16 protein-coding genes are annotated in these 13,337 nt (G+C 33.1%); 9 read left to right on the top strand and 7 right to left on the bottom strand.

The genetic code is table 11. From position 1 onward, the window contains the following. Position 1: 1 nt before the first annotated feature. The 4 genes from Q0787_RS02875 to Q0787_RS02860 all read left to right on the top strand — a co-directional run bounded on the left by Q0787_RS02875 (position 2) and on the right by Q0787_RS02860 (position 2,571). Positions 2 to 367, top strand: a complete 366-nt coding sequence (locus tag Q0787_RS02875; protein ID WP_298900716.1) for a hypothetical protein — start codon at positions 2 to 4, stop codon at positions 365 to 367. An 89-nt stretch (positions 368 to 456) separates the two neighbouring features. Then, on the top strand, positions 457 to 972 hold the full coding sequence (locus Q0787_RS02870) for a hypothetical protein (RefSeq protein ID WP_298900715.1): 516 nt from the start codon (positions 457 to 459) through the stop codon (positions 970 to 972). An 82-nt stretch (positions 973 to 1,054) separates the two neighbouring features. Continuing rightward, entirely contained in the window at positions 1,055 to 1,750 is a 696-nt protein-coding gene (locus tag Q0787_RS02865) for a zinc metallopeptidase (protein ID WP_298901514.1), read from the top strand. 95 nt (positions 1,751 to 1,845) lie between these two features. Further along, the gene (locus tag Q0787_RS02860) at positions 1,846 to 2,571 is read left to right on the top strand and encodes a Bax inhibitor-1 family protein (RefSeq protein ID WP_298900714.1); all 726 of its coding nucleotides are present in this window, start codon (positions 1,846 to 1,848) and stop codon (positions 2,569 to 2,571) included. A 61-nt stretch (positions 2,572 to 2,632) separates the two neighbouring features. On the opposite strand, the gene Q0787_RS02855 is transcribed toward Q0787_RS02860, so the two are convergent. From Q0787_RS02855 to Q0787_RS02845, 3 genes are all read right to left on the bottom strand, one after another. Next, positions 2,633 to 3,310, bottom strand: a complete 678-nt coding sequence (locus Q0787_RS02855; protein WP_298900713.1) for a response regulator transcription factor — start codon at positions 3,308 to 3,310, stop codon at positions 2,633 to 2,635. Continuing rightward, positions 3,300 to 4,106 (bottom strand): ATP-binding protein, encoded by an 807-nt coding sequence (locus Q0787_RS02850; RefSeq protein WP_298900712.1) that lies wholly within the window; start codon positions 4,104 to 4,106, stop codon positions 3,300 to 3,302. The genes Q0787_RS02855 and Q0787_RS02850 overlap by 11 nt, the downstream gene beginning before the upstream one ends. A gap of 610 nt (positions 4,107 to 4,716) precedes the next feature. Beyond that, positions 4,717 to 5,124, bottom strand: a complete 408-nt coding sequence (locus tag Q0787_RS02845) for a hypothetical protein (RefSeq protein WP_298900711.1) — start codon at positions 5,122 to 5,124, stop codon at positions 4,717 to 4,719. Positions 5,125 to 5,305: 181 nt separating this feature from the next. On the opposite strand from Q0787_RS02845, the gene Q0787_RS02840 reads away from it, so the two are divergent. The 3 genes from Q0787_RS02840 to Q0787_RS02830 all read left to right on the top strand — a co-directional run bounded on the left by Q0787_RS02840 (position 5,306) and on the right by Q0787_RS02830 (position 7,685). Then, on the top strand, positions 5,306 to 5,830 hold the full coding sequence (locus tag Q0787_RS02840) for a phage tail protein (RefSeq protein ID WP_298900710.1): 525 nt from the start codon (positions 5,306 to 5,308) through the stop codon (positions 5,828 to 5,830). Between the two features lie 193 nt (positions 5,831 to 6,023). Next, complete coding sequence (locus Q0787_RS02835; RefSeq protein ID WP_298900709.1) at positions 6,024 to 6,836, top strand: T9SS type A sorting domain-containing protein; 813 nt, start codon at positions 6,024 to 6,026, stop codon at positions 6,834 to 6,836. Between the two features lie 75 nt (positions 6,837 to 6,911). Beyond that, positions 6,912 to 7,685, top strand: coding sequence for a T9SS type A sorting domain-containing protein (locus Q0787_RS02830; RefSeq protein ID WP_298900708.1), 774 nt, complete (start codon positions 6,912 to 6,914; stop codon positions 7,683 to 7,685). Between the two features lie 72 nt (positions 7,686 to 7,757). Here the strand turns inward: Q0787_RS02830 and Q0787_RS02825 are convergent, their stop codons facing one another. Continuing rightward, entirely contained in the window at positions 7,758 to 8,228 is a 471-nt protein-coding gene (locus Q0787_RS02825) for an Lrp/AsnC ligand binding domain-containing protein (protein WP_298900707.1), read from the bottom strand. A gap of 12 nt (positions 8,229 to 8,240) precedes the next feature. After that, on the bottom strand, positions 8,241 to 9,605 hold the full coding sequence (locus tag Q0787_RS02820; protein WP_298900706.1) for a saccharopine dehydrogenase C-terminal domain-containing protein: 1,365 nt from the start codon (positions 9,603 to 9,605) through the stop codon (positions 8,241 to 8,243). Positions 9,606 to 9,727: 122 nt separating this feature from the next. Here Q0787_RS02820 and Q0787_RS02815 point away from each other — a divergent pair, with 122 nt between their 5' ends. Both Q0787_RS02815 and pckA read left to right on the top strand, forming a co-directional pair. Then, positions 9,728 to 10,129 (top strand): DUF423 domain-containing protein, encoded by a 402-nt coding sequence (locus Q0787_RS02815; protein WP_298900705.1) that lies wholly within the window; start codon positions 9,728 to 9,730, stop codon positions 10,127 to 10,129. Between the two features lie 54 nt (positions 10,130 to 10,183). Beyond that, the gene (pckA, locus tag Q0787_RS02810; RefSeq protein WP_298900704.1) at positions 10,184 to 11,791 is read left to right on the top strand and encodes a phosphoenolpyruvate carboxykinase (ATP); all 1,608 of its coding nucleotides are present in this window, start codon (positions 10,184 to 10,186) and stop codon (positions 11,789 to 11,791) included. A gap of 80 nt (positions 11,792 to 11,871) precedes the next feature. On the opposite strand, the gene Q0787_RS02805 is transcribed toward pckA, so the two are convergent. Further along, positions 11,872 to 12,624 carry a uroporphyrinogen-III synthase gene (locus tag Q0787_RS02805; protein ID WP_298900703.1) on the bottom strand — a complete coding sequence of 251 codons (753 nt, stop codon included), beginning with the start codon at positions 12,622 to 12,624 and terminating at the stop codon, positions 11,872 to 11,874. A gap of 16 nt (positions 12,625 to 12,640) precedes the next feature. Continuing rightward, positions 12,641 to 13,294 carry a DUF4271 domain-containing protein gene (locus Q0787_RS02800; protein ID WP_298900702.1) on the bottom strand — a complete coding sequence of 218 codons (654 nt, stop codon included), beginning with the start codon at positions 13,292 to 13,294 and terminating at the stop codon, positions 12,641 to 12,643. Between the last annotated feature and the right edge of the window lie 43 nt (positions 13,295 to 13,337).

Here is a 13,337-nt window from a genome sequence, read left to right as displayed (position 1 = left end):
CATGAGGCTGCAGATTAAAAAATATGATAAGATTATATTGTTCTTCTTCGTAGCCTTTATATCTGCTAGTAGCTTAATTTGGTTATTTGAAGAACGGTTTGACCAATCAAAATGGATTACGAATCCAACCCAACGTTACAAAATGGCCAATGACATTGTTGAAAGTAAATTGCTCATTGGCAAAACAAAAGATGAGGTGATATCACTATTAGGTGAGCCCGAAATGACACTAGAAGCAGGAGGAGACACCTTACTATATAAACTAGGAAATGCGCCAAGTTTTTTTAAATCTGAACAAGACAGATTGGTTGTGTTGCTTTATAATAATGTCGTTGCTCAAGTAGTCCTAACACCCTTTAAAGAATAGAGGTTTAAGAGTGTCTATAAATGACTTTCTGCGTTTTATAAAAGTGAGCAGTATCAAGAACTTTCATTACTTTTACTAAAACAACGATTATGAGAACCGTTTTCTTACTGCTTGGTTTATTTGCCTGTTTTAGTCTTAATGCGCAAGACAAGGTTTTTCCAGATGATTATTTAGGAGTTTATAAAGGCGATTTGGTCATTACAAGTTCTAAAGGCAAACAAAGCCTGCCTATGGAATTTCATTTAAAGGCTACAGATTCTACTGATCTTTACAGCTATAAATTTATTGTGTTGGTGAATAATAAGCCCTCTGAAAAGAACTACACTTTAAAAGTAAAAGATAAATCTAAAGGCGAGTTTTTAATAGATGAAAACAATGGTATTGTACTCAACGCCAATTATATTGATAATACACTTTATAGTGTTTTTGATGTTGAGAGTAGTTTGATAACAACTACCGAAACGTTTTATGAGAATAAAATGGAGTTCAAGATTGTATATTCAGATATGACTGACAAAACGAGCAGTGATAATGGAGGAGATGCAGTGAATGTGACGAATTATCCAGTAACGGTTATACAAAAAGCCATTTTAACAAAACAATAACTGACAAAATTTCCCTAGCTACAAATTGGCTTACTTTTTGTACTAGAATAGTAACAATTTAATTTTTATAATTATGAACGGAATGATGGGATATTACGTATTAATTGGAGCCATAGCATTGGTAAGCTGGTTAGTAAGTAATCAATTAAAACAAAAATTTGCGAAATACTCTAAAGTGCAATTGCGCAATGGTATGAGCGGACGAGAAGTAGCTGAGAAAATGCTTGCAGATAATGGAATTACAGATGTTGAGGTGATTTCTGTGGCAGGTCAGTTAACAGATCATTACAATCCAAAAAATAAAACGGTAAATTTAAGTGAGGCAGTCTACAATCAACGTAATGCAGCAGCAGCGGCTGTAGCAGCACACGAGGTTGGTCATGCAGTACAACACGCGCAAGCATACAGTGCTTTAGGAATGCGTTCGGCACTAGTGCCAATTGTAAGTGTAACTTCTGGCATGTCGCAATGGTTAGTTATTGGCGGATTGGTATTAGGAGCAGCAGCAGGTGTTGGCTTAGGCTATTGGGTTGCGGTTGCAGGATTGGTATTTATGGGATTTGCTACGTTATTTAGCTTTATTACTTTACCTGTAGAATACGATGCGAGTAACAGAGCCTTAGCTTGGTTAAAAAACAAAAATGTAGTTACTCCAGAGGAGTATAAAGGATCTGAAGACGCATTAAAATGGGCAGCAAGAACCTATCTTGTTGCAGCTATTGGAGCTTTAGCGTCTCTTCTGTATTGGGCACTTCAAGTGTTTGGAGGGCGTGATTAATACGACCTTATAAACAAGAGTTCAACCGAATTTCGTTTTTTTACACGGGATTCGGTTTTGTTTTATTATTTTAGATTTATTAAATCAATTAACCTATGGAAAATTCTAACCAAAGCCCTTTTCACAATGCTAATAACAAATTGATGTTGAGTGCTTTATCTGCTACAGATCGTGTAGCTTTTTACAAAAAAACCTATGCTCATGTAGCTGGTGGTGTTCTCGTTTTTATCATGTTTGAATGGCTCTTATTACAAAGTGATGCCATTGTTAGTTTTGCGATGTCTATGACGCAAGGTTGGAGATGGTTAATCATGCTTGGTGGTTTTATGTTTATTACCAATTATGCCGAGGGAATGGCTCTAAAAACTCAAGATAAGAATAAGCAGTATCTCGCTTATGGTTTATATATTTTAGCCGAGGCTTTTATTTTTGTTCCACTGCTGTATATCGCAACAACATTTTTGGCCGATGGTGGAGATGTGTTATATCAGGCTTCCATTGTAACCTTGTCTTTGTTTACAGGGTTGTCTGCCATAGTATTTGTGACTAAAAAGGACTTTTCATTTTTAAGAACAGGATTAACAATTGGTTTTTTTATCGCTATGGGATTAATTGTTGCTGGTTTACTTTTTGGATTTAATCTTGGTCTATGGTTTTCTGTGGCCATGTGTCTATTAGCAGGCGGTTCGATTTTATATCAAACCTCTAATATGGTACACAAATATTCAACCGAGGATTACATTCCTGCGGCTTTAGGATTGTTTGCATCATTAATGCTACTGTTCTGGTATGTCTTGCAAATTTTTATGTCGAGAGATTAATTATTCTAAATATTATGTATGAAAAAAAGCATTCTGAAAAGGATGCTTTTTTTTTGTTTAATTAGAATTGCTCTTCGAGGTTTACCAATTTATTTTGAATGGCATACACTACCAAACCAGCAAGATTTTTAGCTTCTGTCTTCAGTAATAAATTATTACGATGACCATCAACGGTTCTCGGACTTATAAATAGTTTTTCGGCAATTTCGTTCGTTGTAAACTGCTTACATATTAAATCTAACACCTCTTTTTCTCGTTTGGTAAAATAGGTTGTGTCAAAGTTAGATTTCTTGATTTGGTCATTATTATTTAATAACCCTTCATGAATAAATTTCATCACTTGTTCATCATAATAAAACCCTTTGTCGGCAACTTCTTTAATGGTAGTAAGCATCAATTTTGGAGTACTGTTTTTTGCTAAATAAGCGACAGCTCCAATAGAAATCATATTAATAATGAATGGCTTACTAAAATAACTGGTAAGCGCAATAATTTTAATATCTGGGTATTCTTTACGAATAAGTTTTGTGGTTTCAACACCATTAAGACCAGGCATTTTTAAATCTGTGATCACAATTTCTGGCAACTGCTTTGCTGAGCGTAGTTGTTCCATTAAATGGTTACCATCTTCTGCATCAAATAAAATGTCTAAGTGTTTTTCTTTGCTTAAAATTGAAATAAGCCCTTGTCTAAATAATAGCTCGTCATCGGCTATTGCAATTGTGATTTTAGTATCCATAAGAGTAACAATTAATTGTGAATATACTTCCCGTTTTTTTAGAGCTCTCAACAAAAAGTTGCCCATTCAATATCGCAACTCTACTCTTAATATTTTGTAATCCAATTCCGGATTTCTTTTTATGTTCATTGACGTCGAATCCAATGCCATTATCTTTGAAAACGAGTTCAAAGCCTTGCTTCTGTTTTTTTAAATGCATTTGTAGTAGGTCTGCTTTGCCATGTCTTAAGGCGTTATTAATTAGTTCTTGTGCGATTCTAAACACATGAAGTTCACTATTTCTATCTAATTGATTTAGGGGTTCAATTTGATGATTTATTTTTATAGATGTGTTTGATGTAAACTCTTCAAACAACTCTTCTAAAGCCACTTTTAAACCAAACTTGTCTAAAATTGGAGGCATTAATTCGTGCGCAATTTTTCTGGAGCTTTCTAGCGTTCTTGTGGTAATATCTAAAATATGATTTAGAGCTTCTTTATGCTCGCTAGAAATGGTTTCGTCTTCAATTAAAACGTTGGTTGTTAAACTCACCACATTCAATTTTGAACTAATAGCATCATGTAAGTCTTGAGCAATACGATTACGTTCTTTTTCCTGAACCTTGATTGTGGTTTGTAATATCTTTTTTTGATGATCGAGTTTAATGTTAATTTTTTCAACCTCTTTCTCGATAAGTTTTTTGCGTGAGTAATAAAAAAATAAGATAAGTCCTAGAGTAACTAAGACTAAAAAAATGATACTATAGACAAGCGCACCTATGATTTGTTCTTGACCGGCTGAAAACTCGTTTTCCATTGTATCAAAATTAAGGTTAAATAAACAACATATAGAATTTTATTTATCAGATATATGTTTCTTTTTACATCACTATTCATCGCTTCATATGATATATAGTTACCTAGAATAAATATAAGGGTACTTGAGGTAATATAGATTAAAACACCAGAGTTAATTTTTAAAAACTTGTTGGTGTTACTTAAAGAATTATACAAGTGAATAATGGCATATACAACTATAGGTAGCGATGTTATAAATATTTCGAATAGATTAAAATGATAAAATAAACTTGGTTTTAAAGCATACTGAATAGCCAGAATAACGCAAACCAATAAAATAACAATGAAAACATATTTCTTTTGATTTTTTTTGAATAAAGCACTATAAAATAAAGACAAAAGCAAGAATTGACTTATAAAATAAAAATGCGAAAGAAATAAATTTGTGATTTCCAACTTGGCAAGTACAAAAGCCGAAGTTGATACTAAAAATGAAATAAATAAATACCAGCTAAAATACTTATAGGCTAAAACACTTTTAAAGTGTTTATAGCCTATAAGGTATAATAATGCATTAATAAAAATTAGTATAATGCCTGTATATTCAAAAAAAACATTTATTAATTTCATTAATAAGCATCTGATTTTATATCATGATAAAGAATACTTCCTCTATCACAGTCCGCAGGACAAGGTGTTGTAAAATCATAAATAGCAGATTTTCCATTAACGGAAGTGATGTCTTTATAGACCTTTCCATCTGTGGTTTCTGTACCAACAATTAATAGTTTTTCTCCGCCGGTACCATCAATAGCTTGATATGCTCTTAATGAGAATTCATACGTTCCAGGGACAACATGAAGCCTATTTGTAGCAGAATCAATGGTAAAATCGAGTTTCATTTCATTAAAACATGCGATTAAATCTTCGACAGGGATTCTGAAAGCTTTGGACAAGGTTTTGTGTTGGCTTTGCCAGTTTTCTGTCCAGTCTTTTCCTTCTTGGAGCGTTCGTGTTAAGGGTCTCGTTGCACTCATAATATTTAATTTAAAGTTGATTAATAATCCTTAAAGCTACTCAAATTGTATTAAAAAAACAGAGCTATTTAAAAAAACAGGTATTTCTACGTGATTTGAATATGTAGTGGTTTTGCGCTTAAAAATTAGAGGGTTTTCTGTCAAATTTGTAATCTATTAACAATTAAAAAATTAGACTATTATGGAACAATACATCGGACAAATTATGATGTTTGGAGGAAATTTTGCCCCAAGAAATTGGGCATTATGTGACGGCCAACTATTACCAATTGCAAGTCATACGGCATTATTTTCAATTTTAGGAACCACTTACGGAGGTGACGGGAGAACAACGTTCGCCTTACCAGATTTAAGAGGTAGAGCGGCATTACATGCTGGTAACGGCCCAGGAGTTGACCCTGTAACACTTGGTCAAAAAGGGGGAGAGAATAGAGTGACTTTAAACGTGACTCAAATTCCAGCGCATAGCCATACAGGAACGATTGAAGCTACAAGTCCAGTAGGACGTGGACAAGGAACGACTAATCCAACGAATGCTTATCCAGCCGAAGGTGGATCTTACGCTACTGCCAAAAATGTTAAAATGGCAGGAGATGCTATTCAAACTAATAATACTGGTGGTAACCAGTCTCATGATAATATGCAACCATTTTTAGCGGTGAACTATATTATCGCATTAGAAGGGATTTTCCCTCCAAGAAGTTAATAAAGAATAATGATGCAAAGAATATCTAATCAATAGATATTCTTTGCGTTTCTAAGATGCTTATTGTTGAGAAACATAGCGTTAAACCAAAATATTAATCTGTTTAACGATAAATAGCTGGATATCAGCAATTTATTTGTTTTAAGTAGTATCTTAAAAATATAAAAAGCTATTAATCATTAAATTATTCATTATGAAAACAAACTACACTTATTCAAAGAAATCACTATTTGGCACCATTGTTTGGTGTTTTTCGCTGTTTATAAGCCTTAATAGTGTAGCCCAAAATCTAAATTTTACTATCGATACCGCTGTAGACAATGGTACTAATATTACAGAAACTATTACCCTTGGATCAGATACTTATGTGCTTACAGTCGCTCACTCAGGAAATGAGGAACTCGACAACTTAGGAGGGGGAGATCTGGTATTCTTTTTGAGCGCTATTGATCCACTTACTCCTCATGTTTTAAAAGTTACCAAAAATGGAGAGCCTGTTAATTTCAAACTTAATAGTATTGATTATGATACTTTAGGTGCAGGAACCATTTCGGTTAGAAATCAAAATGATGAGATTATTTCAGCTCCAACATTTTATCCGTTAGGTGCAGGAACCTTATTTATTTCTGATCCTAGTAATGGTTTTGATATTACTGAAATTAAAATTTTCCCAACGGATACAGACGATTTAAATGATTTTGGATTTCATAATATCGATATTGATATTCTTGATACACTTGGTGTAGACGAAAGCTCTTTGTTAGAAAACAATGTTAGCGTTTTTCCAAATCCATCCAATGGAGACATCACCTTAAAAAATACCACTATCGCTTTAGAAAAAATAGTTGTGTCTGATCTCAATGGAAGAACCGTTTTTACTAAAAATTTAAATGGTGTTATTGGAAATGTTGATGTAAGCATGAGTTCGAAGTTGTCAGCAGGAGTTTACCTAATGACAGTATCATCTAAAGAAGGCTCTGCGGTAAAGAAAATAATTATTAATTGATTTTTATTTATTGGTAATCAGAAGTTTAAATGTCTTATCTTGTGATTCCAAATCTATTTATTAAATACTTATATTATGAAACAAATTTACATTTTACTTTTTTTAATGTCTTCGGTTCTTACGGCCCAAACTTTAAATTTCACCATCGATACTGCAGTAGATAATGGTACCGTAATTACTGAAACAATTGTAAGTGGGCCAGACACCTACGTGTTAACGGTCAATCATTCGGGGAATGAGGAATTAGACAATTTAGGAGGAGGAGATCTTGTGTTTTTTCTAAGCGCCATAGATCCGCTAACACCTCATAGGTTAACCATTACAAAAAATGGAATGCCTACAAACTTTAACTTGAATAGTATTGATTACGACACGCTTGGAGCAGGAACCATTTCTGTAACAAACCAAGATAATGCCGTTATTTCTAGTCCTACGGCTTACCCTTTGGGAGCAGGTACTTTAACAATAACTAATGCTGCAAATGCCTTGAGTATCACGCAGATTAATATTATACCTACTGATACCGACGATTTGAATGATTTCGGATTTCACAATATTAATGTAGATATTCTTGACACATTGAGCACAGATGAAGTGTCTTCATTAGAACAAAGTATAGACATTTTACCTAACCCTTCCGATGGAAATATTACAATAAAAAATGCTGGTGTGGCATTAGACAAGGTTGTTGTATCAGATTTAAACGGTCGTACCATTGTAACCTATAATTTAGAAGGTGCAACTAGTGATAAAAATTTAGATATGAGTTCGCTACTTTCTACGGGATTGTATTTAGTTACAATTTCTTCTGAAAGTAAGGCAATAACTAAGAAGTTATCTATTAAGTAATAACCAACCAACTCTATAAAAAAAAAGCAACCTCATGAGGTTGCTTTTTTTATAGTGTCGGGATAAGACAACTTATATTTTAATTTGACGTTCAATTTGCTGGTTTAAAGAAATAAAAGTTTCAGTTCTTGAAACACCTGTAATAGATTGAATATCATGATTAAGAACATGCATTAAATGCTCATTATCCTTGCAAAGCACCTTAATAAAAATGCTCCAATTTCCAGTGGTATAATGGCATTCTAACACTTCAGGAATCTTTTTCAATTGTTTAACTGCCTCGGGGTTACTTATAGCTTTATCTAAATAAATACCAATAAATGCCATGGTTGTATACCCTAAAACTTTCGGATTTATAACAAACTTAGAACCAGAAATTAAACCAGATTTCTCGAGTTTTCTTAAACGTTGATGTATGGCAGCACCCGAAATACCAACCAATCGTGCAATTTCCAAAATAGGAGTTCTGGCATCTGCCATTAATGCACGTAGAATCTTTTTATCGATACCATCAATTTGTATATTCTGATTGACCATTTTCATAAGCAATACGTCTTAAATGTTTAATGGGTTGTATCCTAAATATGGAACTTCTTTTTCAGAAAATTGAATTCCGAAGTCTTCCAATTCCCTTAAAATAGGCTCATAAACCTCTTTGGTGATTGGAATTTGAACACCAGGTGTTGTGATTTTTTCGTTTAAAATAGCTAATGTTGCTATAGCCACTGGTAAGCCTACTGTCTTGGCCATTGCAGTATAGGTTTGATCCTCTCCAATAGTAACCATTGTAGAATCTATTTGATGCATGTTTCCGTCAAGTTCATATCCAAACTTGTGGTACATCACTATCATGTCTTTATCATCTTCTTCAAGCGTCCAGCTATCCATTAATATTTTTTGAAGAATTTGTGCTGGCGTTGCTTTTTTGAGTTCTACCATTTTGGTTTTACTGAAAAAATCTAATTCCTCTAGTTTATCCCAAACAATATCATCTTGATCTATTTTAAGGGCGTGTCTAAATTTTAATTCAACAGAATCGGTAGGGCTGTAAGGGAGAAAGGCATTAACAAAATCACGATAGCTCATGTTTTCACTATCGTCAATAGTATAACTATCGTCTGTTAAGCCTAATTGCACAAACATATTCCAAGCACGACTAAAACCAACACGACGCATGGTTCCGCGATATAAAGTTTTAATAGTATCTAATCCATAAACCGATTGATACTTAAGAGAATCTCGGTTAGCATACGCCTCAAAACGCCCGAAACCATCTATTTCTAAAAATTCAGTTCGTCTAAATAATCTATTATAAGGAATATACTTATATGAGTTTTCCTGTAAAAACTTTGCTGCACTTCCTTGTCCGGCAACAACAACATTTCTAGGATTCCAAGTGAATTTATAATTCCAAAGGTTATTATCACTTTCAGGAGCAACTAAACCACCTGTAAATGATTCAAATAATACCATTTTACCACCTTTTTCGCGTATATCATCTATGACTTGCATGGCACTCATATGATCGATTCCTGGGTCTACACCAATCTCGTTCATAAATACCAATCCTTTTTCAGTTACGGCTTTGTTAAGTTTTTGCATGTCCTCACTTACATAGGATGCCGTGACCATGTTTTTTCTATAAGTTATACAATCTTTGGCTACTTCAATATGATATCTGGCAGGCAGCATAGAAACCACAATGTCGGCATTTTCAATAGCAGTTTGTCTAGATGATTTGTCAAAAACATCTAGCATAATAGCATTAGCGTTTTCATGACCACCAATTAATTTTTTGGCATTAAGTATATTAATGTCCCCTACAATAATATGTAGTTCTTCTTCAATAGATTTATCTAATAAATATTTTATAAGGTAAGATGTAGATTTTCCAGAACCTATGACTAAAATCTTTCGCATAATGGGTTGAGTTGAGTAATTTTGTTTATGAAGTTTTTTTGTAAATCAGAAAAACAACAAAGAATTTTAAGCACGAATTTACTAAATAGAAAGGGTTATAAAAACCAAAATTCAATTTATATATGAACAAAAAAATTCTAATAGCAGGGAGTGTTTTAGGAGCTCTAGGTATTATTATTGGTGCCTTTGGGGCTCATGGCCTTAAAGCGCTAATCTCTAGTGAGTCACAATTAACCTTCGAAACAGGTGTGCGTTATCAAATGTACCATGCATTGTTTCTTTTGTTTATTGGAAGCTATAACGGACTTAGTAAAAAGGCAAAAAGTATCATCTTTTATTTAGTTGTATTTGGAGTATTTTGCTTTTCTGGTTCAATTTATGGACTGGCAACAAATGAACTTTCAAGTTTCGATTTTAAGCAAATAGGATTCATTACACCTATTGGTGGTTTACTGTTAATTATAGCTTGGATCACATTGTTGATAAACTTTTTGAAAACCAATGCCGATAAATCTCAAAATTAGCAGGCTACTTTAAAATAATGTTTAATTTTGCACTTTAAACAACACAAACAAATTATGGTAAACCATACACATGCAACGAAATCGATTTCGTTAGATGCTTACGGTATAAAAAATGCTAAAGTAAGATATCAACTATCTCCAAACGAACTTCAAGAACTTACTATTTCTAAAGGTCAAGGGCAGGAAGCCTCTTCAGGTGCTTTGGCTGTTAAGACAGGCGAGTTTACAGGTCGTTCACCTATGGATAGATTTATTGTAAAAGATGATATTACAAAAGATCGAATTTGGTGGGGAAATATTAACATCCCTTTTGATGCTGATAAATTTCAGAGACTATATGATAAAGTCACTAATTATCTTTCTGAAAAGGAAGTTTTTGTAAGAGATAGCTATGCTTGTGCAGATGACAATTATAGACTAAATATTCGTGTTATAAATGAGTATCCATGGAGTAACATGTTTGCATATAACATGTTTTTACGCCCTACAGAGGAAGAATTAAAAGACTTTTCAGCTGAATGGACTATTGTTAATGCACCAGGATTTATGGCCGATCCAGAAATTGATGGGACACGTCAACATAATTTCGCGATTTTAGATTTTACACGCAAAATTGCTTTAATAGGTGGTACTGGATATACTGGAGAAATCAAAAAAGGTATTTTTTCTGCACTCAATTTTGTTCTTCCTGTGTTTAAAAACACATTACCTATGCACTGTAGTGCAAATGTTGGTAAAGATGGAGATACAGCAATCTTTTTTGGCTTGTCAGGTACAGGTAAAACAACGTTGTCTACAGATCCCAATCGTAGTTTAATTGGTGATGACGAACATGGTTGGACCAGTGAAAATACAGTATTCAATTTTGAAGGTGGTTGCTATGCTAAAGTGATTAATTTGTCTAGAGATCAAGAGCCGGAAATTTATGACGCTATTAAAAAAGGAGCTATTCTTGAAAATATTGTTATGGATGATAATGGTAAAGTTGATTTTGCCAATACATCAATAACTCAAAATACACGTGTGAGTTATCCAATTCACCATATTGACAATATTAGAGTACCTTCTATTGGTAAAAACCCTAAAAATATATTTTTCTTAACTGCTGATGCATTTGGCGTATTACCTCCAATTTCTAAGCTTACACCAGGACAGGCGGCTTATCATTTTATTTCTGGATATACAGCTAAAGTTGCAGGAACTGAAGCTGGTATTACAGAACCTGTACCAAGTTTCTCGGCATGTTTTGGCGCTCCATTTATGCCGTTACACCCAACGAAGTATGCTGAAATGTTGAGCAAAAAAATGCAAGAGGCTGGTGTTAATGTATGGCTAGTGAATACGGGTTGGACTGGAGGTCCTTATGGTGTTGGATCGCGCATGAAATTAAAGTTTACACGCGCAATGATTAGCGCTGCAATGGACGGAAGTTTAGAAGCTGCTAATAAAGATAACTATCATGTACATTCTGTTTTTGGTGTAAAACAACCTAGAACATGCCCTAATGTACCTACCGAAGTTTTAAGTCCGAGATCAACATGGAATGATGATGAAGGGTATTACAAAACGGCATTTAAATTATCTCAATCTTTTAGAGACAACTTTAAGCAATTTGAAGAATTTGCTAGTGATGAGATTATGGCTGGTGCACCTTTGAAATAACTAGATTGTATTATAAATCATAAAAAAACGTCCTAATATATATTAGGACGTTTTTTATTTATAGTATTATAAAAAGGGATTTATTTTCCTTTGTTTACTTTATCAATATATTTTTCTAAAGCCATTGTCATTGATGGTGTCTCTGGTGTTGGAGCTGCAATATCAACTCTTAACCCATGAGATTCAACTGCTTTAATTGTCGTGTTTCCAAAAACAGCAATTCGAGTGTCGTTCTGCTTAAACTCAGGGAAATTGTGAAATAAAGATTCTATACCAGAAGGACTAAAGAATACTAAAATATCATAGTATACATTTGCTAAATCAGATAAATCGCTTATTACTGTTTTGTAAAATACCGATTCTTTCCATTTTACATTTAAACCATTTAGTATTTCTGGAACTTCCGGTTTTAATTTGTCCGTAGTAGGTAATAAGAAGCTCTCTTCTTTATACTTTTTAATTAATGGCGATAAATCCTTAAAGGTGCGTTTACCAACATAAATTTTACGTTTTCTGTAAACAACATACTTCTGAAGATAATAAGCAACAGCTTCAGATTGACAAAAATATTTCATCGTATCTGGAACTTTAAAGCGCATTTCATCTGCAACTCTAAAAAAATGATCCACAGAATTTCTACTTGTAAGGATAATAGCTGTATAATTAGAAAGATCAACTTTTTGTTGTCTTATCTCTTTAGCTTCTACTCCTTCAACATGAATGAATGGTCTGAAATCTATCTTTACTTTTTGCTTTTCTTGAAGATCAAAGTAAGGCGAATTTTCTATTTTAGGTTCTGGTTGAGATACTAAAATCGTTTTCACTTTCGTCATATTCCTTAAAGTGTTTTTAAGCGTTGAAATCTTTAATTAACTTATATAAAATTAGATAGGGTCCAATTTCAAGTGCGCAAAGATACAAAATAAAATAGAATATGTTATTTAAAAGTAATTTTTGATGATTCTTAAATGAAGAAATAAATCCAATAAGATTGATTAATACAATAAGTCCAATAATTGAATAAATGATAGGTTTTGAGGGATTTAGCGTATAAATTATAATGGCATTGATTGGGAATAACACTAAGCCAGCATAATTTTTAAACGTCGTTTTTTGAAATAAATACGAATCGATGAGTTCATCTATGTCAAACAAACTTCCTATTAAACGTTCTAATAGAATCTTAATTAGAAATAAAACCCCAATACCAAACAATAGTTTAAAAAATAGATTAAGGTCAAATTCTGAAGGGTTTACCAATGTAGAATAACTAATAAAGGCAAAAATTGAAACAGATATAATCCCATTGAAAAATAGTAAGGCATCAAATCCATCTATAAATTTTTGGTCCCTTGCATAAATTTTTAAATACTTAGAGTTGCCAATAACCACCAAAAAATCTTTAAACCTGTGGGCAAAAATGTATTTTGATAGCGTAATAAAAACCAGCCCTAAAACTAGGAAAACTGTAAACCAATCATTAGAAATAACCTCTCTTAGCATACTACAAAACTATGAAGAATATTTGACGAATGCATACCTTATA

Origin of the sequence: uncultured Psychroserpens sp., from assembly GCF_947492715.1 — a bacterium.
Taxonomy (GTDB): Bacteria; Bacteroidota; Bacteroidia; order Flavobacteriales; family Flavobacteriaceae; genus Psychroserpens.
Note: the sequence above shows the minus strand (reverse complement) of the source record. Positions and strands in the feature narration are given on the sequence as shown.

Bases quoted from the DNA above. Each gene is read 5' to 3' on its own strand.
- Q0787_RS02875 (WP_298900716.1), top strand. From the start codon at position 2: ATGAGGCTGCAGATTAAAAAATATGATAAGATTATATTGTTCTTCTTC.
- Q0787_RS02870 (WP_298900715.1), top strand. From the start codon at position 457: ATGAGAACCGTTTTCTTACTGCTTGGTTTATTTGCCTGTTTTAGTCTT.
- Q0787_RS02865 (WP_298901514.1), top strand. From the start codon at position 1,055: ATGATGGGATATTACGTATTAATTGGAGCCATAGCATTGGTAAGCTGG.
- Q0787_RS02860 (WP_298900714.1), top strand. From the start codon at position 1,846: ATGGAAAATTCTAACCAAAGCCCTTTTCACAATGCTAATAACAAATTG.
- Q0787_RS02855 (WP_298900713.1), bottom strand. From the start codon at position 3,310: ATGGATACTAAAATCACAATTGCAATAGCCGATGACGAGCTATTATTT.
- Q0787_RS02850 (WP_298900712.1), bottom strand. From the start codon at position 4,106: ATGGAAAACGAGTTTTCAGCCGGTCAAGAACAAATCATAGGTGCGCTT.
- Q0787_RS02845 (WP_298900711.1), bottom strand. From the start codon at position 5,124: ATGAGTGCAACGAGACCCTTAACACGAACGCTCCAAGAAGGAAAAGAC.
- Q0787_RS02840 (WP_298900710.1), top strand. From the start codon at position 5,306: ATGGAACAATACATCGGACAAATTATGATGTTTGGAGGAAATTTTGCC.
- Q0787_RS02835 (WP_298900709.1), top strand. From the start codon at position 6,024: ATGAAAACAAACTACACTTATTCAAAGAAATCACTATTTGGCACCATT.
- Q0787_RS02830 (WP_298900708.1), top strand. From the start codon at position 6,912: ATGAAACAAATTTACATTTTACTTTTTTTAATGTCTTCGGTTCTTACG.
- Q0787_RS02825 (WP_298900707.1), bottom strand. From the start codon at position 8,228: ATGAAAATGGTCAATCAGAATATACAAATTGATGGTATCGATAAAAAG.
- Q0787_RS02820 (WP_298900706.1), bottom strand. From the start codon at position 9,605: ATGCGAAAGATTTTAGTCATAGGTTCTGGAAAATCTACATCTTACCTT.
- Q0787_RS02815 (WP_298900705.1), top strand. From the start codon at position 9,728: ATGAACAAAAAAATTCTAATAGCAGGGAGTGTTTTAGGAGCTCTAGGT.
- pckA (WP_298900704.1), top strand. From the start codon at position 10,184: ATGGTAAACCATACACATGCAACGAAATCGATTTCGTTAGATGCTTAC.
- Q0787_RS02805 (WP_298900703.1), bottom strand. From the start codon at position 12,624: ATGACGAAAGTGAAAACGATTTTAGTATCTCAACCAGAACCTAAAATA.
- Q0787_RS02800 (WP_298900702.1), bottom strand. From the start codon at position 13,294: ATGCTAAGAGAGGTTATTTCTAATGATTGGTTTACAGTTTTCCTAGTT.